Annotated in this window: 17 protein-coding genes; 12 read left to right on the forward strand and 5 right to left on the reverse strand. The window is 63.6% G+C overall.

Features of this window, described 5'->3' with window-relative positions:
* Both P6166_RS02290 and P6166_RS02295 read right to left on the reverse strand, forming a co-directional pair.
* Positions 1-951: an acyl-CoA desaturase gene (locus tag P6166_RS02290; protein ID WP_277762915.1), complete on the reverse strand. Its 951-nt coding sequence runs from the start codon at positions 949-951 to the stop codon at positions 1-3.
* A gap of 82 nt (positions 952-1,033) precedes the next feature.
* Positions 1,034-1,804, reverse strand: coding sequence for a hypothetical protein (locus P6166_RS02295; RefSeq protein ID WP_277762916.1), 771 nt, complete (start codon positions 1,802-1,804; stop codon positions 1,034-1,036).
* A gap of 134 nt (positions 1,805-1,938) precedes the next feature.
* Here P6166_RS02295 and P6166_RS02300 point away from each other — a divergent pair, with 134 nt between their 5' ends.
* The 3 genes from P6166_RS02300 to P6166_RS02310 are packed head-to-tail and all read left to right on the forward strand — an operon-like array spanning position 1,939 to position 3,948.
* Positions 1,939-2,562 carry a sigma-70 family RNA polymerase sigma factor gene (locus tag P6166_RS02300; protein ID WP_277762917.1) on the forward strand — a complete coding sequence of 208 codons (624 nt, stop codon included), beginning with the start codon at positions 1,939-1,941 and terminating at the stop codon, positions 2,560-2,562.
* On the forward strand, positions 2,559-3,239 hold the full coding sequence (locus tag P6166_RS02305; RefSeq protein ID WP_277762918.1) for a ChrR family anti-sigma-E factor: 681 nt from the start codon (positions 2,559-2,561) through the stop codon (positions 3,237-3,239). Before P6166_RS02300 ends, P6166_RS02305 begins: the two co-directional genes overlap by 4 nt.
* A 13-nt stretch (positions 3,240-3,252) precedes the next feature.
* On the forward strand, positions 3,253-3,948 hold the full coding sequence (locus tag P6166_RS02310) for an oxidoreductase (RefSeq protein ID WP_277762919.1): 696 nt from the start codon (positions 3,253-3,255) through the stop codon (positions 3,946-3,948).
* Between the two features lie 141 nt (positions 3,949-4,089).
* Here the strand turns inward: P6166_RS02310 and P6166_RS02315 are convergent, their stop codons facing one another.
* Positions 4,090-6,006: a M61 family peptidase gene (locus tag P6166_RS02315; protein ID WP_277762920.1), complete on the reverse strand. Its 1,917-nt coding sequence runs from the start codon at positions 6,004-6,006 to the stop codon at positions 4,090-4,092.
* Positions 6,007-6,144: 138 nt separating this feature from the next.
* Between P6166_RS02315 and P6166_RS02320 the strand changes: the two genes are divergently transcribed.
* Positions 6,145-6,789: a PAS domain-containing protein gene (locus P6166_RS02320; protein WP_277762921.1), complete on the forward strand. Its 645-nt coding sequence runs from the start codon at positions 6,145-6,147 to the stop codon at positions 6,787-6,789.
* A gap of 39 nt (positions 6,790-6,828) precedes the next feature.
* Here P6166_RS02320 and P6166_RS02325 read toward each other — a convergent pair whose 3' ends face one another.
* Positions 6,829-7,227, reverse strand: a complete 399-nt coding sequence (locus tag P6166_RS02325) for a RidA family protein (RefSeq protein ID WP_277762922.1) — start codon at positions 7,225-7,227, stop codon at positions 6,829-6,831.
* A gap of 152 nt (positions 7,228-7,379) precedes the next feature.
* Here P6166_RS02325 and P6166_RS02330 point away from each other — a divergent pair, with 152 nt between their 5' ends.
* Complete coding sequence (locus P6166_RS02330; RefSeq protein ID WP_277762923.1) at positions 7,380-8,303, forward strand: LysR family transcriptional regulator; 924 nt, start codon at positions 7,380-7,382, stop codon at positions 8,301-8,303.
* Between the two features lie 83 nt (positions 8,304-8,386).
* On the opposite strand, the gene P6166_RS02335 is transcribed toward P6166_RS02330, so the two are convergent.
* On the reverse strand, positions 8,387-9,337 hold the full coding sequence (locus P6166_RS02335) for an SDR family oxidoreductase (protein ID WP_277762924.1): 951 nt from the start codon (positions 9,335-9,337) through the stop codon (positions 8,387-8,389).
* A gap of 106 nt (positions 9,338-9,443) precedes the next feature.
* Between P6166_RS02335 and P6166_RS02340 the strand changes: the two genes are divergently transcribed.
* The 7 genes from P6166_RS02340 (at position 9,444) to P6166_RS02370 (ending at position 19,312) form a co-directional block, all read left to right on the forward strand.
* Positions 9,444-10,058: a TetR family transcriptional regulator gene (locus P6166_RS02340; protein WP_277762925.1), complete on the forward strand. Its 615-nt coding sequence runs from the start codon at positions 9,444-9,446 to the stop codon at positions 10,056-10,058.
* 622 nt (positions 10,059-10,680) lie between these two features.
* Positions 10,681-15,999 carry an RHS repeat domain-containing protein gene (locus tag P6166_RS02345; protein WP_277762926.1) on the forward strand — a complete coding sequence of 1,773 codons (5,319 nt, stop codon included), beginning with the start codon at positions 10,681-10,683 and terminating at the stop codon, positions 15,997-15,999.
* Positions 15,996-16,970, forward strand: coding sequence for an RHS repeat-associated core domain-containing protein (locus P6166_RS02350; protein ID WP_277762927.1), 975 nt, complete (start codon positions 15,996-15,998; stop codon positions 16,968-16,970). Before P6166_RS02345 ends, P6166_RS02350 begins: the two co-directional genes overlap by 4 nt.
* Positions 16,967-17,368 carry a hypothetical protein gene (locus P6166_RS02355; RefSeq protein ID WP_277762928.1) on the forward strand — a complete coding sequence of 134 codons (402 nt, stop codon included), beginning with the start codon at positions 16,967-16,969 and terminating at the stop codon, positions 17,366-17,368. The genes P6166_RS02350 and P6166_RS02355 overlap by 4 nt, the downstream gene beginning before the upstream one ends.
* Before the next feature lie 142 nt (positions 17,369-17,510).
* Positions 17,511-17,783, forward strand: coding sequence for a hypothetical protein (locus tag P6166_RS02360; protein ID WP_277762929.1), 273 nt, complete (start codon positions 17,511-17,513; stop codon positions 17,781-17,783).
* A 58-nt stretch (positions 17,784-17,841) separates the two neighbouring features.
* Entirely contained in the window at positions 17,842-17,976 is a 135-nt protein-coding gene (locus P6166_RS02365) for a hypothetical protein (protein ID WP_277762930.1), read from the forward strand.
* A complete protein-coding gene (locus tag P6166_RS02370) occupies positions 17,960-19,312 on the forward strand; it encodes an RES family NAD+ phosphorylase (protein WP_277762931.1) in 1,353 nt (450 codons plus the stop codon). Before P6166_RS02365 ends, P6166_RS02370 begins: the two co-directional genes overlap by 17 nt.
* The last annotated feature ends 58 nt before the right edge of the window (positions 19,313-19,370 follow it).

The raw sequence follows: 19,370 nt of genomic DNA on the forward strand, positions 1-19,370 counted from the left end.
TCAGTGCCTCGCCTTGTCCAGCACCCAGGCCGGAATGGGCTTGAGACCCTTCACCAGGCGCAGCGCGGCCAGTGCGCGCAACCCGTACCAGGTGAGATCGACCTCCCACCAGCGGAAGCCCTGGCGCACGGTGCCCGGGAAGAAATGATGGTTGTTGTGCCAGCCCTCGCCGAAGGTGAGCAGCGCCAGCCAGAAGTTGTTGCGGCTGTCGTCGCGCGTATCGAAGCGGCGGCGACCGAAGCGATGGGCCAGCGAATTGATGGTGACCGTGGCATGGAACAGCACCACCGTGGAGATGAAGAAGCCCCACACCAGCAGCTGCGGGCCGGTGGTGTGCAACCCGGGCGCCCAGCGCTCCAGCGCCGCCCCCAGGCCATAGAGCGCGGCCGCCAGCAGCACGGGCACGGCGGTATCGAAGCGGTCGAGCCAGCGCAGCTCCGGGAAGCGCGCCAGGTCCGGCACCCGCGACAGGTCGGTGGCGAAGGCGCCGCGGGTGAGGAACCAGCCCATGTGGCTTCGCCAGAAACCGCCCTCGCGCGGGGAATGCGGGTCCAGGGGTTGGTCGGCATGCCGGTGGTGGTGGCGATGATGGGCCGCCCACCACAACGGCCCGCGCTGCACGCTGGAAGCGCCGATCAGCGCGAACACGAACTGCACCGGCCGCGACGCCTCGAACGTACGATGCGAAAAATAGCGGTGGTAGAACGCGGTGATGGCGAACATGCGCAGCGCGTAGAGCGCGAGCGCCACGATCACCGCCGTCCACGACACCCCCACCCAGATCACCGCCGCGCAGGCGAGGTGCATCAGCGCGAACGGCACCGCGCGCAGCCAGTCGATGCGCCCGGGTTGTTCGATGGCGGCATCCGCGGCGCCTGCAGTGTCGAACCAGCGCTGCATCGTGCGAAGCAGGCGCCTGCGTCGGGAGGGGAGGGGCGCTACGAAGGCCATGACGGGTCTCGGCGGGTGTCGTGGCTTCCTTTACGCAGCAGGACGCGCGATGGATGCGCCCGTCGCGAGAAATTTTTCGATTTCACCTGGTCGTAACGGAACAGCGCTCGACCAGGGGCTGCGTCCAGGCCGCCTGCCACTCGGCGGCGGAGCGCTCAGCTGGCGCGGCGGCGAAGCGCACCACGACCTGCGGGTACGCGCCGCGCGGATCACGCAGGTTGCTGATGCCGCGGAATTCAAGCAGGCGGCGGTCGGCGTCGGCGTAGACCAGCGACAGGCGCGGCGCAAGGCTTCCGTACCAGGCATCGAGGCTGACTTCGATGGCGTGCGCCTCCTGGCCCTGCCAACGCACCGCACCGCCGTGCCGCAGCTGGATCTGGTAGAAACGCTGCCGTCCCGCCGCCAGGAAGGGGAGCGTGACGCGCTCGCCGCGCATCAGCGCCGCCCAGTGCAGGCGCACGGCCGCGTCGAAACCGGCGTCGATCACCGCTTCCGGCGGCAGCTCGAGCTGCCGCTGGCGCGGCGTGCTGGCGGCATCTTCCTTCCAATCGATCGTCGCCCGGTTCCCGGCGGCCTGGACCTCCGCCCGCTGCCCGCTGCGCCGGTCCTCCAGCAGATACCCGCGTGCCTGCGGCCGGGAAGTCGCCGGCAGGTGCTTGCGGGCGAACGGGCGGCCATCCGGGCATTGATAGAGCACCCAGCGCTCGGCGCCGTCCTTCGCCTCGCGCTGCCAGTGCACCTCGCGGTAAAGCGTTTCGCCCTGCGGCGTGGCGGCGACGCCCTCGCTGCGGACCCAGGGCGCGGCCGAGGCGGCAAGGGGCAGGAAGCACAGCAACAGCCAGGCGCTACGCATGACGGTCATCCGGAAGGGAAGGCCCACGGCATACGGCGGGGAAGGCCGGCTGGATGCGCGGTGCGGCGGCTGCATCCAAACGGCCGCCCTGCACGTAGACCGGATACACATTCACTTGCCCGCCGCGACCACAGATGTACCCTGACGCCGCCCGCCCTCCTTTCCAACTCGATACCGCACGCAGCGTGTCCAGCTTCCAGCAGCCGAGCAGCGAGCCAACGAACTGGGCCGGCGACATGGACGGCGTGGCGCGCCTGCGCGACCGCGAGTGCTTCATCCGCATCTACGACCACTTCATGCCGCGGCTGTGCATGTACCTGCGCGGGCTGGGGGCACCCGACGCCGTGTCCGAGGAATTGGCGCAGGAATGCCTGTTGCGGCTGTGGCTGCGGGCGGCCGATTTCGATCCCGCACAGGGTGCGTTGAGCACCTGGCTATACCGCATCGCGCGCAACCTGCACATCGACCGCGTGCGCCGCGAGCGCAGCTGGATGCAGGTGCAGGGGGCGGTGGAAGACGCCGCCACGCTGGATGTGGTGGAGCGCAGCAGCGCCGAGCAGTTTGCCGACCAGGCCCGCTTGCGCCAGCGGATCGGCGAGCTTCCCGCGGTGCAGGCGCGGCTGGTTCGGATGTCCTATTTCGAGGCCAAGAGCCATGGCGAGATCGCCCAGGCCTTGGGCATGCCGCTGGGCACGGTGAAATCGCACCTGCGGCGCGCATTCCTGCAGCTGCAGTCCAAGGTGGGGGGCGCGCCGTGAACCCGCACCACCACCTGCACGAATCCACCCTGATGAGCTACGCCGCCGGCGCGCTGCCGGCGCCGTTGAGTATCGTGGCCGGTGCCCACCTGGAGCAGTGCGCGCAGTGCCGGCAGCGCGTGCGCGAGGCCGAGGCCATCGGTTCGATGCTGATCGAACAGACCCAGCCCGCCCCGGTGGATGCCGATGCCCGGCGCGACGCCTTGCGCGAGGCCATGCTGAAACGGCTGGAGGCGGACGCCCCCATCCGCGTGGCGCCGGCCCCGCGGCCGATGCCGCAGGAGCGCCCGGGGGCCGACCCGGATCACCTGCCCGCCTCGCTGCACCCGTATTTCGGCACCTCCCTCAGTGCGTTGCGCTGGCGCTGGATGGCGCCCGGCGTGTACTGCATCCGCGCCGAGCAGATGCCCTCGCTGATCATGCTGAAGATCGCGCCGGGCAAGTGCCTGCCGATGCACAGCCATGGCCGCAGCGAACTGACGCAGATCCTGCGCGGCTCCTACACCGACGCGCTGGGCCTGTTCGCCCCAGGCGACGTGGCCGACCTGGACGAGGACGTGGAGCACCAGCCGGTGACCGCGCCCGGCCTGCCGTGCATTTGCGTCTCCGCGCTCGACGCACCGCTGGTGTTCAGCGGGTGGCTGGCGCGCAAGATCCAGCGCTTCGTGAAGCTGTAGGCGATCCGCACACATGGCTACCCCGGATGCCAAGGGCCTGCGTGTGTTGCTGACCGGCGCGGCGGGGCTGGTCGGGCAGGGCGTGGCGCTGGCTTGCCAGACCTCGCCACGGGTGACCCGCTTGGCGGCGCTGGTGCGCAGCGCGGGCAGCTTGCAAGGCGCGGGCGAGGAAATCGTGCTTCCGGATTTCCTGGATGCCGGCCAACACCGCGTGGCGCTGGAAGGCTTCGACGCCTGCTTCTATTGCGCCGGCGCACCGCCGTTGGGCACGCCGGAAGCCAAGTATCGGCAGGTCACGTTCGACACCACGATGGCGGTGGCGCGCGCCTGGGCCGAAGCGAATCCGCACGGCCGCTTTCTCTATATCTCCGGTGCAGGCGCCGACCCGGGCAGCCGGATGATGCCGCTGCGCATCAAGGGCGAAACCGAAGGTGCGTTGGCACTGCTGCCGATACGCACGGTGATGCTGCGGCCCGGCGGCGTGCGACCGGTGGCCTCCACCGGTACCCGGCACGCGGCGGTGAAGCCGCTCTACTGGGGCGGCTCGCCGCTGATGCGTTTGGCCGAGGCGGTGGCGCCCTCGCTGGTGACGAGCAACCTGTCGGTGGGGCAGGCGATGCTGGCCTTGGCCGCCATGGCGGAGCCGCCCGCGGTGGTCGATTGCGGGGAGATCAACCGGTTGGCGGAGCGGGTGGAAGGCGGGGGATGATGTCCTCGCGAGCCGGCATCCATGCGGTCCAGCGGCCTAGGTAGCCTCCGTCGCGCAAAGTGAGCCTGCTGCCGGCGGCTTGCGGGCTTTGGCGGTGTGGCCGCGCCGACCCAAGCTTGGGTGCGGCCCGCCCCTGTGGGTTTACGGTGATCGTGGCCGCAGGAGCGGGGACAGCCGGTCCGCACGCCCGCTGATCCGGCGCAGGTGCGGATAGCGCGCCCCGCCGTGGTAATCGATCGCCACGTCGGATTCATCGCGACCATCGCGCAGGTGCAGCGATATCGGGGCGGCGGCACGGGAGGCGATCGCACCCAGCAATACTTCGGGGGTGAACGCCTCGCCGTTGACGGCTTCCACGACAGCGCCCGGTCCGATGCCCGCGCGATAGGCAGGGCTGTCCCACATGACGGACAGCACCGCGCCGCGGGCGTCGACCACCAGGCCGATCGAGTGCCGCAGGTCGAAGCCGCCCAATTCCGCCTCGTGCTGCAGGAAGGTGTCGGTGGGCTCGCTGTCGTAGACGAGCCGCCAGCCCGCGCTTTCCAGGCCACCGAGCACGAGCGGCCGATGCGTATCCAGCCGTGCCAGCAGGTAACTCGCCCAGTCGATCGGTACGAGCCGATGCAGGGCGGCACATAGATCATCGAACGAATAGGGCGCCGGACCGGGCGCGATATCGGCGGAGTAGAACGCTCTCGCCAGGTCGTCCAGGCCGTATCGGCCGGCGGATTCCTCGCGCAGTTTCATGTCCACCTGCAGCCAGAGCAGCACGCCCTCGGTGTAGTAATCCTTGCGCCGCTGCCACTCCGGCCACACCGCGGCGCGGCCGGTGAGGTAGATCGGGTCGTTGGCGGTATCGCGCAGCGTCTTCCACGCCCGGCCGTTCATCGCTTCGACATTCGCCGCATCCAACGCCAGCTTGTCCAGGGTTTCCTGGCGGCTGCGCAGGCCGCTTCGTGCCGCGAGCACGCGGCCCCAGAATTCCGTCTGCCCTTCGTAGACCCAGAGCATGCCGTTGCGCATCTCGGTGTTGGGAGTGGGGGTCCACTGGCCTTCCGGTACGCGGAAGCGTCCATTCCATGCGTGCACGTGTTCGTGGATGATGAGGTCCAGGTTGTTGAGCTGGCTGGCGCGATCCAGGAAGTAATCGGGCGGCAGATAGATCTCCGCCGCATCGGCGTGCTCGACGCCGCCGGGCGGAAAGGCATCGCTCAACACCACGATGGCCTCGAACTTGCCATACGGCGCGCGTCCAAAGACGGCATGCGTTTGTTCCAGCATGCGCCGCATGTCGGCGAGGTCCTGCGCCGGGAGTTCGGGGATTTCAGCGCTATCGGACAGGAGGCTGAGCCGGAAAGCGGGCTGCCCAGGCAAGCCCAGGTCGTAGGAACGAAAGTGACGCGCCGCCAGCACCGGCGCATCCAGCAATGCGTCCAGCGCAGTGGCCTTGAACCCTATCGATTCGCCCGAGATATGCTCGATCTGCAGCGAAGAAACCGCATGCAGGCCCATCGGCAGGCGAACGCCCGCCTGGATGGCGATATTCCTCGCGTACCAGCCGGCGGGGTAGAGCAGCAGCCTTTGCCACTGCACGGCAACCATGTCCCGTCGCAGGAGCGATTCGCCCGGGCGGATCACATACTGGAACTCCACGGTGATGTCTTCGATGCCCTCGGGCACGTCGACATGGAAGGCGTGCATGTCCAGTTCGTCCCTTCGCCATTCCAGGCGCTGCGCGCCGGCCGAGACCACCAATCCCGCCAGGCTTGCGGCGGAAATGCTCGGGGCATGGCTGGATGCCTCCCACGCGGGATACAGCAGGGTCATGCGCCCTGGCGCCTGGACCGGGAGGGTCTCACGGACATGGAACATCTTTCGGCTCACATCGCGGGCGTCGATGTCGAGCCGGATCGTGCCGTGGAACGGGCGATCGCGCGGCGCCGCGATGTCCGACGGCTGCGCATGGCCATCCGCAGAAGCCAATAGGCCCAGTATGGCCACCATGAAAAGGACGAGCGCCAATCCGCTTGAACTGATCCCGATACGCTTGCTGGTCACACGGAGCCTGCCGCTGTCGCGCCGGAATTCGGCGGCGCACAGACTAGCCGCGGCATAGACTGTTTGTAAACAGTAGACCATTTGAAAACAGCCTGCGACCGGGCTACGCTCTACGCCCCAGCGAGCCGACCCACCGGAATGCCCAAACGCCCTGACGCCGCCGCCCTCGCACCGTACTTTCCCGTCGCCGACGCCGTCGCCGCGTTGTTTCGGCCCCATGTGGAAGTGGTTGTCCACGATCTCGTGGCAATGAAGATCGCCCACATCGCCAACGCGCTCTCCAAGCGCAAGGTGGGAGACAGTTCCAGCGACGACCGCTTTCCGGATCACGCACTGGCGCAGCCCGTGATCGGGCCCTATCGCAAGGCGAATACAGATGGCCGCCACATGCGGTGCATCACGGTGGTAATACGCGACGAGAAGGAGAGGCCGCGCGGGATGCTGTGCATCAATTTCGACGTCACGATGCTGGAGCGTGTCCGCGACAGCCTCGGGACCCTGGCATTCCTGCCGGCATCCCCGGAGCCGGAGAACTTCTTTCACGATAGCTGGCGGCAAGTCCTGGAGCAGATCGTCAGTGGGCACGAAGCCGAGCTCGGGATGTCCGCCCGCGCGTTGGATGCCGCGGCACGCCGCGAACTGATCGCGCGGCTCCACGCGGCGCGCATCCTGGATATCCGTAATGCAGCGCCGGTGGTAGCTGCCAGGCTCGGCATTTCACGCGCCTTGCTTTACAAGCATCTGAAGGAAATACGGTCGATGCAGCAGGATGCTGGCGACTGAGGCCCTTCGCTAAGGTCGTCCGGCACAAAGCAGGGGCGCTCAATTCGCCCCTGGAATGCGTGCGATGACCTTGATCTCGAAATCGAAGCCCGCCAGCCAGGTGACACCCAGCGCGGTCCAGTTCGGATAGGGCGCGGTCGGGAAGACCTCGTCCTTCACCTTGAGCACGGTGTCGAACTGGTGCTGCGGATCGGTGTGGAAGCTGGTCAGGTCCACGATGTCGTCGAGCCCGCATCCTGCGGCCTTCAGCGTCGCCTGGAGATTGGCGAAGGCCAGGCGTACCTGGGCCTCGAAGTCCGGTTCCGGCGAACCATCGCTGCGGCTGCCCACCTGGCCGGAAACGAACAGCAGGTCGCCCGAGCGCAACGCGGCGGAATAGCGATGCAGGGTGTAGAGGTCTTGCCGAGCGGTGGGGAAAATGGCTTGTCGATGCGTCATCGCATGTACTCCTGTCAGGTGGGGCGTGCGCGAACCGGTGGCACGCAGGACATGGCGATCACTGTAGACAGCGGCGTGGGCGGGTAAAACCTGCCGATCCGGAGAGGACTGTTTGTAGAATCCAAACAATCCCCAATGCTCCTGGAGTGGCCATGGACCGTATCGACGCGATGCAGGCCTTCGTGCGCGTGGTCGAGACCGGCAGCTTTACCAAGGCCGCCGAGACGCTACAGGCGAGCAAGACGCGTATCACCCAACTGGTACAGCAGCTGGAGACGCACTTGCGGGTCAGGCTGCTGCATCGCACGACGCGCAAGGTCAACGTGACCGCCGACGGGGCGGCCTATTACGAGCGTGTCGTTCGCCTGCTGGCGGACCTGGACGACGCTGAAACCAGCCTGTCCGGCGCGGCGGCTGCGCCACGCGGCCGGCTGCGCGTGGACGTTCCCGCGCCCCTGGCGAACCTGGTGCTGGTGCCGGCGTTACCCGAGTTTTATGCACGCTATCCGGACATCCAGCTCGACCTCGGCGCCAGCGACCGCAAGGTCGACCTGATCGACGAGAACGTGGATTGCGTGGTGCGCGGCGGCGAGTTGACCGACAGCTCGCTGCGCGCGCGCCACATCGCCAACCTGCCTTTGGGCCTCTACGCGGCACCTTCCTATCTGGCGCGTGCCGGGACGCCGGAACATCCCTCGGCGCTGGAAGAAGCGGGTCACCGCATCGTTGGCTACCGGAGCGCACGCACCGGCAGCGCCCTGATGACCTTGATGCGTCGCGGCGACGAGGAGCTGCGCGTGCAGGGACGCCACGCGCAATCGGTGGACGACGGCAACGCCTATCTGGCCGCGGGCGTGGCGGGCTTGGGCGTGCTGTCGCTTCCGCACTACATCGCGCGCGAGCCGGTGGCACGCGGCGCGCTGGTGCCACTGTTCGAGGACTGGATGCTCGACCCCATGCCGATGTACCTGGCATTTCCGCCCAGCCGCCATGTCAGCCGCAAGCTGCGGGTGTTCATCGACTGGATCGTCGAACTGATGGCGCGGCACGCACCTGGCATCCAGCCGCCGCGCTAGATCATTCGACCGCCTGCGCAGGACACGCATGCCAAGCGCTCGCGAACGCATGCGCTTGGCGCGCGTTGTGCGCGCATCCGCACTCAGCGCACGGCAGGCATTGGCTTCTGCATGCGTGCCGCAGGGAAGGCGATGCCGGTCAACCGTTCCGACGCTTGCCACAGGCGGCGCGCGACATCTTCATCCAGCGCCTGCGGCGGGATTTTCGCCGGCCCAGGTTTCCCACGCGTTTCGCTGAGCCGATCGGGGCCGTAATAGGCTCCCCCCGTCGCCGCCGGCGCTGTACCCGCGAACAGGGGCGGCCATGCGCCGTGTGCGGCGGGCTGGAACAGGAACCACAGGTAACGGCGCGCCATGCCGGTCACGCTGTGCGCGCCCGCACCGTTGGGGATGAGGTCGGTACGCGATATGCCCGGGTGCGCGGCGATGCTCTCGATGCCCCATCCGTGTGCCTCGCTGCGGCGCTGAAGCTCCAGCGCGAACATCAGGCAGGCGAGCTTCGACTGGCCATAAGCCACCATCGGCCGATAGCTGCGTTCGGACTGCAGGTTCTCGAAGTCGATGGCGCCACTGCGCGCGGCGACACTGGACAGGCTGACCACGCGTGCGCGCGGTGCGCGTGCCAGCAAGGGCAGCAGGTGCGCGGTCAGAGCGAAGTGTCCCAAATGGTTGGTACCGAACTGAAGCTCGAATCCATCGGCGGTCTGCAGGCGTTGCGGCGGCGCCATCACTGCCGCGTTGTTGACCAGCAGATCAATGCGTTCCTGGGAGCGATGCAAGGATTCGCCGAATTCCTCGACGGACGCGAGGCGGGCGAGGTCCAGCATCCCGAAGCGGACATTCGCCGCTGGAATCTCCTGGCGGATCTGCGCGACCGCCGCCGTGCCCTTGGCGGCATTGCGGCCGGCCACGATGACGTGCGCGCCCGCGCGCGCCAGCGCCCGCGCCACTTCCAGCCCGATTCCGCCGGTACCAGTGACCACCGCCGTGCGGCCGCGCTGATCGGGGATGTCTGAAACGGTCCAACTAGACATGATCTTTGCCCTTCAAAGGTGGGGGAGGGTATGCTGGGTCCGTGATTTAACTGCACCTAGTGCAAATATTTCTGCACTCGGTGCAGAATTACAGCAGGACATGGGAATGTCAAGAACCGCTCATGCGGCTGGCGTTGACGCCGCCGCCGAAGGACTGCGCGAACGCAAGCGCAGGGAGACCCACCAACGCATCACCGATGCGGGGCTCAAGCTATTCCTGTCGCGCGGGTTCGCCGCGACGACCCTCGATGACATTGCCAGCGAGGCGGGCATCTCGCGGCGGACGTTCTTCTCGTACTTCAAGTCGAAGGACGACATCATCCTGTCGATGCAGAATGCCGGCTGGGCCGCAATGTACGCCGACATCCTGAAGGCGTCTCCGGACACGGCACCGCTGGACGCCGTGCGCGATGTCATGATCAAGCACATGTCGCGTTACACGACCGAGGAGATGACCGCGCTGGATGCGCTGATGCGCTCGAGCGACACCCTGGCCTCGCGCAAGCAGGCGTTCTATGCCGAACAGGAGCAGGCGCTGTTCGACACATTGTGCGAGGTCTGGCGGCAGCCGGAGCGACGTACGGCGCTGAGGATGGTGGCGATCGTCTCCATCGGCGCGATCAAGCTGACGACGCAGACTTGGAATGCCCAGGCCGGGCCGAAGCGGCCGATGGTGAAATTACTCCGTGAGGCGTTTGAGAGTTTGCGCTCGGAGGTTTAGGGCGGGGATGTGGATATCGGTTAGGCCGGGGCTCTGGTGTTTCGAGTGGTGCGGGTCGGTATAGGCGGAATGCGCCCAGGATTGCACGCCGGCGCTGGTGGAGCGTGGGCTGACGATCGTGCCGTTGGCGGCGCTGATGGGTGACGGCGCTTGGTATGCGCTCCAATTTGATGCGATTTTTGCGGATCTGTTGCTTTAGGCGACGGCATCACCCATCCACTGGCCTCAACATGGCCGTTCGAAGGTTTGTGCCCCCTAAACTCAGAGTAGTCAGCTTGGCAACAATAATCTTCTCGCAGGTCGCTCATTTCTACGGCCACAAATTCGACCTTCAACTGCTGCGATCTCTAAACATGTTGAGTTGCAATTGGAGCTGGAGCTATCAACAAGCGGACTGACAGCGGCGGGTATGATCCGTTGCAGCTGACGGCAGTCAATTTTAGAAATTTGCCGAAAATGTGCATTGATGCTCGCCTCCTGGGCTCGGCATGCTGGCAGAATCAAATCAACTTACGCTGCTGAACGCGCGTTGGCACAGCTTTGTTTGTCGCTCTGCCCTGCAAATTTGGCGCTGGCTAATGTCGTAGTTGGGGAAGCCCTACGAGGGCAAGAGGAGAAGGGGTTGAACAAGGATACTGTTTGGCTGCGCCGCATCGGCGTGGCTGCGGTGCTGTGCGCGTGGGTGGGTCAGGTCAGCGCGGTCGAGCCATACCAGGAATACCGAAAGCGCATCGAGGCGGCCCAGAACATGACCGCGCTGAAGAACAATCTCTTCGGCGACAGCGTCAGCCTCTATAACGGCAAGACCGACTTCTCGGTGACAGACATCGATCTGCCCGGCAACAACGGCTTGCCGGTACGCCTATCCCGGAATTTCAGTGTCGAATTGCACCTGACGGGCAGTTCCACGTCGTTCAATGCCAACCTCGAAGGCGCGGGTGGCTGGAACGTGGATGTGCCCTACATCTCCGGCACCTTCGCCAGCGGTGGCAGCAGCTGGGCCGATACGCGATGCAGCGTGTCCATGGTGCCGACGGTGCCGGGCGGGTTCTCGCTGACGGATATCTGGCAGGGCAACAGCATCCATATTCCGGGCGGCGGCGACCGCACCATGCTGGGCCTGGAGAGTAATACGCCCAGGCCGTCCGACGGGATAACGCGCAAGTGGACCACGAGCCAGCGCGACGCCATCGACTGCATCCCGATGGTGGCCGGGCTGTCTGGCGAAGGCTTCCGGGTTACCACGACCGATGGCGTGCGCTACTCGTTCAACCAAGCGGTGAGCCGACTCGCCGGCACGATGCGCAAGTCGCTTGGCCTGGGAGGCGCAGCGCAGGCGGGCCGCACGAAGATCTACGTGCTGGCCACGAAGGTCGAAGACCGCTTTGGAAACTGGGTGCAGTACCAGTATGACGCCAACGGCCACCCGACGCGCATCTGGTCGAGCGATGGGCGTGAAATCACGCTGACCTACAGCGGAATGAACCTCACCTCCGCCAGCGCGAACGGCCGCACCTGGTCCTATGGATATGGTTCGGTAGCGGGCGCCAGCGGCACGCAGACTCGGTTGACGTCGGTCACGCTGCCAGACAGCAGCCAGTGGACCTACGGCTACTCGAATGCATTGGATCCATCGGCGGTTACCTGGGATGGAAACTCCACGCCCAACTGCGCCGAGCAGCCGCCAGAGACAGGCTGGAATTTCACGCTGACCGCAACGCATCCGAGTGGTGCGACGGGCAGCTTTGTGTTCTCGAATGTTCGCCACTACCGCAGTGGCGTACATATGAGCCAGTGCCTTGAGCGGACTCGAACAAGCGAATCGCTGACCACCGAATACTACTACGAACTCGGTACACCGAACTTCTTTGACGTCATGACGCTGACGAGCAAGACCATTGCCGGTCCGGGCATTGCTTCGCCACTGCAATGGTCCTATGCGTACGGTGGTGGAGTGCAGGCGCTTTGGGGAAGCCGGAACACTGCTGCAAATTACCCCTGCACCACCTGCGCGACCGAAAAAGAAGTGGTGGTCGTCAATCCGGACCAGACCCGCATCAAGTACCGTTACGGCTTCGAGTACGCCTTCAACGAAGGCAAGTTGCTGGGCAGCAGCACGCTCGATGCGGCCGGCAATGTCGTGAGCACCAGCGCGACGACCTACATGACGACGGCCCAGGCCGCCGCCCAGTCCTTCGCACCGCGCTATGGCCTCATTTACAACGGTGATGATCCGAGCTCGGCGCAAGTGCTGCCCGAGACGGGGACGGTGATCCAGCAGGACGGCGCCAGCTACCAGAGCACCACCAACAGCTTCGATACGTTGGCGCGTCCGGTTAGCGTCACGAAGGCCAGTCCGTGGTACTCGCGCACCGATGTGACCGAATACTACGACGACACCGCCAAGTGGATTCTCAACCAGCCCTCAAAGGTCACCAACAGCAACACGGGGCTGGTCGTATCCCAGACGAGCTATACCGCCAGCGCCATGCCTTCCCAGGTATGGGCGTTCGGCAAGCTGCAGCAAACGCTGACCTATAACGCTGACGGAACCGTGGCCACGGTGGCCGACGGCGCCAACCACGTCACCACGCTGGGCAGCTGGAAGCGCGGCAGCCCGCAGTCGATCATCTATGCCGACAACACCACGATGTCGGCGGTGGTGGACGACAATGGCTGGATCACGTCGGTGACCGACGAGAACGGCTACGTCAGCAATTACGGCTACGATGCGATGGGGCGTATCTCCAGCATCGCCTATCCCACAAGCGACACGGTAGCCTGGAACAGCACTACCCAGGCCTTTGCGCAGGTCAGCGGCACCGAATACGGCCTGGGGGCCGGCCATTGGCGGCAAATCGTGGCTACCGGCAATGCGCGCAAGGAAACCTACTTCGACGCGCTATGGCGACCGATCGTCACCCGCGAGTACGACAACGCGGACGTCGCAGGCACTCAGCGCTTTCAGCGCTTCGCCTATGACGAAGAGGGACGGCAGGTCTTCGCCTCCTATCCCGGCTCCAGCGATACGCTGACCACCGGCAACTGGACCGAGTACGACGCGCTGGGGCGCACCACGTCCGTCTCGCAGGACAGCGAGCTGGGTCTGCTGACCACCACGACCCAATATCCGGGCAGCAACCAGACCCGCGTGACCAATCCGCGCGGGCAAGTGACCGTGACCGGCTATCAGGTGTTCGACCAGCCGGACTACAAGACCCCGGTTTGGATCCAGCACCCAGAGGGCGCCTATACCGATATCCCGCGGGACCTGTTCGGCAAGCCGACGTCCATCGTGCGTCGCAATGCCGACAGCACGACGAAGGTGACGCGTAGCTACGTCTACGACGGCTATCAGCAGCTGTGCAAGACGGTCGAGCCGGAGACGGGCGCGACAGCCACGGGCTATGACGCTGCCGGCAATGTGATCTGGAGCGCCGCCGGCCTCACTTCGACCGGTACGGCCAGTTGCGACGCGCAGTCGGCTTATGACTCCGGCCGCCGCGTGGATCGCACCTACGACGCCCGCAACCGGCTGAAGACCCTGAGCTTCCCGGACGGCAATGGCAACCAGAGCTGGACGTACTACAACGACGGCAAGCCTTCGCAGATCGTCACCAACAACGACGCCGGTACCACGCAGACGGTCAACACCTACACCTATAACAAGCGTCGCCTGCTGACCGCGGAGACGACCGGGCAGGTCGGCACGTTCAACTGGAGCATGGGATACGGCTACGACGCCAACGGGGCGTTGGCGAGCCTGACCTATCCGAGCGGGTTGGCCGTGGGCTATGCGCCCAATGCCCTGGGCCAACCGACGCAAGCCGGCACCTACGCTACGGGTGTGAGCTATTACCCCAATGGCGGCATGAAGCAGTTCACCTACGGCAATGGCATCGTGCACACGATGACGCAGAACGCCCGCCAGCTTCCCGCCCAGGTGACGGATAGCGGTGGCGTGCTGAGCAATGCCTATACGTACGATGCCGCTGGCAACGTGGCGCAGATCGCCGACAGCCTCGATGCCACGCGTACCCGCACCATGCAGTACGACGGCCTGGACCGCCTCACGCAGGCGACCTCAACCTCGTTCGGTGGCGACGGGGTGATGAAGTACACCTATGACGTGCTCGACAACCTGCGCAGCGCGAAGCTGACGGGCGTCAAGCAGTACAACTACGTCTACGACGCCACCAATCGCCTGAGCAACATTCGCAATGACGCCGGTGCCACGACGATCGGCCTGAGCTACGACGTACAGGGCAACCTGAGCAACAAGAACGGGCAGGGCTTCGCCTTCGACGTCGGCAATCGCCTGCGTATGGCGACGGGCAAGGAGTCCTATCGTTACGACGCCCAGGGCCGCCGCGTGGTCTCCACCGACTTGGTGAGTGGCGGCAAGATCTATTCGATGTATGGCCAGGACGGTGCGCTGCGCCGCCAGCAGAATGAGCGCCAGGGCAAGAACTTCGAATACATCCAGCTCAATGGCAGCCTGGTGGCCAAGCTCACTACGGTCGTGGCGCCTGTGGCACCGACGCTGACGGCGCCGGCCTACAGCAACAACGGCAGCTACACCATCAGCTGGAATGCCGTGCTGTCGGCTACCGGCTACGAGTTGCAGGAAAGCGTCAACGGAGGTGCATGGTCCAGTGTCTATAGCGGCACTGCGCTGTCATGGGCCGTAAGCGGCAAGACGGGTGCGACGTACACCTACCAAGTGCGTGCATGCCAGAACGGCGCCTGCAGCACGTGGAGCGCGCCCGTCAGCACGGTGGTACAACTGCCGCCGTCAGCCCGCACCACGATTGTGCTGTTCTCCACTGCGCCGAACGGCAACTACACCGTGAGCTGGGGCGCCATCGCGGGTGCATCGACCTACAAGCTCGAGGAGAGCGTCAATGGTGGCGCTTGGACAGAGGTGCAGAACACAGCTTCGATGTCGGCCGCATATAGTGGGCGTCCCGCGGGCACATACACTTATCGGGTAAGCGGATGTAATCCAGCTGGATGTGGCCCGGTGTCTGCCGCCGCCAGCACCCAATCCTATTATCCGCCGGCGGTGGGACCATCGCTTTCGGTGCCTAGCCAGAGTCTTGGCGGCAGTTACACCGTCAGCTGGACAGCTGTCGCGGATGCCAGCTCTTACCGCCTGGAGGAAAGTGCCAACGGCGGCGCCTGGGCCTTCGTAACCGAGATTTCCGGCACCAGCCAACCGTTCTCTGGCAAGGCGACCGGGAGCTACAGTTATCGCGTGCAGGGCTGCAACGGTGCGGGTTGCGGCCCCTATTCGAACGTGGGTACGGTAGGAGTCATACAGCCCCCCGTGGCGCCCACTATCAGTGTGCCCGCGAGCAGTACCACGGGCGCATACAGCGTTAGTTGGAATGCCGTGGCAATGGCGGTGCGCTACCCGCTTGAGCAAAGTGCAAATGGCGGAAGCTGGGTGTTGATCCAGCAAGATGGGTCGACGGTGCGAGGCTTCAGTGGCGTGGGGCTGGGAAACTACGCCTACCGCGTGCAGGCCTGCAACGATGCTGGCTGCAGCCCTTATTCGAACAGTGCATCGATAGCCGTCAATCCGCCGCCGCCGACACCGACCATCACCAGTTCGGTCAAGTACCAGTGGAAGGAAGGCAAGAACACCAAGATCCGATGTGAGGTGCAGTGGACGGCCAGCGCAAGCGCGACGAGCTATGACTTGGCCGTCGCCTCAAATGGACTGGTGCAGTACGGCGGGCCGCTGACTTCGATTAGTGCAGCGAACTCGAATTATTGCGCGCCGTCGCATGTAGTCAGGGCGTGCAATGCAAGCGGATGCTCTGCTTACTCATCGCCACCCTATACCCAGGGGTTCCAAGATTTAGGTGATCTAGGTGCTGCGGCAGCGAGTCAGGCTGCCGACTTGCAAAACTCGACGCAGAGAGCAGGTGAATGAGACAGCGCATTAGAACAATTGCTAGGTCAGGGGCATGCGCCGGCACATTCTGGCTGAGCCTGGTCGCAAGCGCCTGCGCGCAGACAGTAACCACGGAATACATCCATACCGATGCCTTGGGCTCGCCAGTGGCGACCACCAATTCATCCGGGTCTGTCGTCGAGCGGCAAGCATATGAGCCATATGGCGCACTGATCTCGCATGGGCCGACGGACGGGCCTGGGTTTACGGGGCATGTGGAGGATTCCGCGACTGGGCTGACTTATATGCAACAAAGATATTACGATCCGGAATTCGGCAAGTTTTTGAGCACAGATCCGGTGTCCAGTGACTTCTCACGAGGCGAGAATTTTAATCGCTATACTTACGTGGACAACAATCCATACAAGAATCTCGATCCAGATGGAAGATACAAATGCACGGCTGGTAAAGCGTGCAAGTTGGTTGCTGAGGCTGTAGGCAAAATTCGTGCGTCCGCAAAAGCGCAGACGGGCTCGCACATTTCGAATGGCAGGTCGAGTGAAATTGCGAAATTTCTGGGGAAAGAGGGGGATGAAAATGGTGTAACAATTCAAGATGGGGCTTCAGGCAGCGCAGGAAATTCCGTTACGGAAGGGGGGGCGACGACAATCAGCATCAACTTTAGCGGACTTGAAAAGGCCTCACGAGATTTCAAAGGTTTCAGTTATCAAGACCTTATCGACTCTACGCTCATCCATGAGGGATCGCACGGCTATGATCAAAGCATGCGCGCAAAGAATGGGTTCAAGGCAATGACTAGAAGCAGGCAGGGACTGCTTCAGGGTGAGCGGCGGGCCTATAAAGCGGAAGCTGCGTTCTACCAGAGCCTTCAGGTTGCCTCTCCGTGGGGACTGTGGACGCCCGAGAATGGGCGAGACGGAAAATACATCGAGCAGCAGGCCCATGAATCGGTGAAGATCTCTTGTAGCAATGGAGGGTGTGAGCCATGAATCCGTTAATTAAGCATATATTCTTGGTATTTGGTATTTTTTGCTGTATTGCCTGCACAAATGAGGAAATTCCTGCCGCGCGAGGCGTGCTAGATATTCTCTCGTCTCCAGAGAAGTATTTAGGGAAGCAAGTAACGCTGGATGCGTGCTACCTCTCGGGAAGACATGGGGCTGCGATCTACGATTGCAGTAACAGAGAATTATTACTTGGAGTGCTTATCGGTGAGAATGCAATGGAGTCGGCGGAAGGAAAGCTGTTGGTGGAGCAGGGCTATAAGCAATGGCCGCCCGGATCACGCTTAGTTATTCATGTGCGTGTCGACGGTGAATTGACGCGCATGGATGGTGGGGGCGTGGCGTTCGAGATATTGGCGGTTCGAGATGTAACGTCCTCCTGAAAATTTTGCCAGATGGAAGTTGATTTCGTCACGTTCAGGCCAAAGAAATCGGCAAGTGGCAGGCGAATTACAGCGAAGAAGTGCGCCTCACTTTTAACTGTCTGAGATTGATGTGGCGGCTGCCGTGGCGGTGGGGCGCCGCATGCTCGCGCAGGTACAAACACAGCGTTCCGCACCTGGTAGGCAGCGAAGCGCGTTGCGCAAGCTTCTCTCCGATTCGACTTCAGCAGATGTGGCCGCGATAACCCCTGAGATTGTCCGTGCAGAGCAGGCAGATGCCGCGCGTCGGCAGCATCGGGTCAAGCTCGCCTTCGGACAAGCACCGGTGCGCAAAGCCAATCTGGTTAGGGGCTATGGCACTGAAGCACTTGAGCAGTTGCGGATTGACTTTGGCGATTACGTCAGTGACGAATGACTGGTTGTGCGGAGCCGCCGCGCGGTTTCGAGCGGATCTTCAGAATGGCAATCCTTGAATGAACAGAACCTCGACCGCCTCCTCAACCACCGAGGCGGCCGAGTACGTGATGACAGCGCAGATCAAGACGACCATCTGCGCCAACACCTTCCAGGCGCTGGGCGGTGTTGACGGGCTTGAACGAAGATCGTGAGCGTCGCCAAAACCAACGGGGAAAGAAGATGATTTGCTCTGGCTGTGTCACAAGCCAGACTCTTAAAGGTCTGGTCGAAAGGAGCGGGGAGGCGGGTGCCTGTAGCTACTGCGGCAACGCAGGCACCACTGTCGAGTCCAATACCCTCTTTGACTACATCTATTCCCGGGTCAAGGAGAATGTCGCTTCTGAAGACGACCTTTCCAGCTACGAGCACGCCATGCTCTATGAAGGGGGCTCCGACGAGATTGAGGTGAACACCTATGACATCGTTCTGATGGAGTGGTTTAACCTCGGAGAGGAGGTGTACTTTGACGACCTCCTGGCTCAGGCGCCCGCGGATTTCAAGATTGACAGCCGGGGCAACGAGACCCACTTCTTTAACGACAATGGGCTTTTGGAGCGCAACGTCTACGAAGACCGCTGGGGCAATTTTATCGACGACATCCGGCATGTCCACCGCTTCTTCAATCCGAACGCACGCGCCTTTCTTGACTCGGTTTTCAAACTGCTGATCTCCGAAACCCAGGAACTGAAGCCAGAAGTTATCCGCACCCTGGATCGCGGCACCGAGCTATACCGAGCCCGCGGTGTCGAAAGCTATCAGAAGGCCAAGGAGATTGCGGACGACCCTGCGTCGCAGCTCGGTCCCGCTCCCAAGGGCAGGGCCAGCAGCCAACGGATGACTCCCAGCGGGATCTCTGCCTTGTACTGTGCCCTTGAGCGGGAAACCTGTTTGAGCGAGATCCGCTCCATTACGGGCGATGACGTTGTCAGTGTGGCTTTCACACCGACTGCCGATATGAAGCTCCTGGACTTGACCAAGCTTGAACTGGTCGAACCCCCCAGGCTGACGCTTCTGGATGTGGGCTACCTGGACGCCCAGCACCTCATGACGTTCCTGAAGTCGTTGGTAAAGAAGATGTCCAAACCCAAGGGCCGAAATGACGAGCTGAGTTATCTATCCACTCAAGTTGTCTTCGAGTACCTGCGATTGCGATTCGTCGCAGAGGTCGACGGCCTGGTGTTCCCGTCGGTGCAAACGGGAGAGCAGGGCACTAACGTGGTATTGTTCCCGGAAGCGAGTGTCCTCAGTGCCAACAGGTCTATGACGCCGAGCGCGAGTGAAGCTGCCCTTGGCAGCGAGGCAAACGAATCGCTTGCGCCCGATGCCAAGCTTGCGGTTGTCGAAGGTTCGCTTCGCTTCCACAAGGTCAAGGCGATCAAGACCGAGGCGGACACGTACGGCAGTCTTTACGACCTCTACATGAGCGACGAAACCCGCAGGCGGTTGGGTCTTCCGGCGGCGCCGAGACAGAATCGCAGGTCGTATTGACGCGGGCCTGCATCATTCAACCTGATCCGATGCAAGCGATCTTCGGGGCCGCTGGCGG

Source organism: Stenotrophomonas sp. HITSZ_GD, assembly GCF_029543105.1.
Taxonomy (GTDB): domain Bacteria; phylum Pseudomonadota; class Gammaproteobacteria; order Xanthomonadales; family Xanthomonadaceae; genus Stenotrophomonas_A.

Coding starts and splice junctions, on each gene's coding strand:
- P6166_RS02290 (WP_277762915.1), bottom strand. CDS start 951: ATGGCCTTCGTAGCGCCCCTCCCCTCCCGACGCAGGCGCCTGCTTCGC.
- P6166_RS02295 (WP_277762916.1), bottom strand. CDS start 1,804: ATGCGTAGCGCCTGGCTGTTGCTGTGCTTCCTGCCCCTTGCCGCCTCG.
- P6166_RS02300 (WP_277762917.1), top strand. CDS start 1,939: ATGTACCCTGACGCCGCCCGCCCTCCTTTCCAACTCGATACCGCACGC.
- P6166_RS02310 (WP_277762919.1), top strand. CDS start 3,253: ATGGCTACCCCGGATGCCAAGGGCCTGCGTGTGTTGCTGACCGGCGCG.
- P6166_RS02320 (WP_277762921.1), top strand. CDS start 6,145: ATGCCCAAACGCCCTGACGCCGCCGCCCTCGCACCGTACTTTCCCGTC.
- P6166_RS02325 (WP_277762922.1), bottom strand. CDS start 7,227: ATGACGCATCGACAAGCCATTTTCCCCACCGCTCGGCAAGACCTCTAC.
- P6166_RS02330 (WP_277762923.1), top strand. CDS start 7,380: ATGGACCGTATCGACGCGATGCAGGCCTTCGTGCGCGTGGTCGAGACC.
- P6166_RS02335 (WP_277762924.1), bottom strand. CDS start 9,337: ATGTCTAGTTGGACCGTTTCAGACATCCCCGATCAGCGCGGCCGCACG.
- P6166_RS02340 (WP_277762925.1), top strand. CDS start 9,444: ATGTCAAGAACCGCTCATGCGGCTGGCGTTGACGCCGCCGCCGAAGGA.
- P6166_RS02350 (WP_277762927.1), top strand. CDS start 15,996: ATGAGACAGCGCATTAGAACAATTGCTAGGTCAGGGGCATGCGCCGGC.
- P6166_RS02355 (WP_277762928.1), top strand. CDS start 16,967: ATGAATCCGTTAATTAAGCATATATTCTTGGTATTTGGTATTTTTTGC.
- P6166_RS02360 (WP_277762929.1), top strand. CDS start 17,511: ATGCTCGCGCAGGTACAAACACAGCGTTCCGCACCTGGTAGGCAGCGA.
- P6166_RS02365 (WP_277762930.1), top strand. CDS start 17,842: ATGAACAGAACCTCGACCGCCTCCTCAACCACCGAGGCGGCCGAGTAC.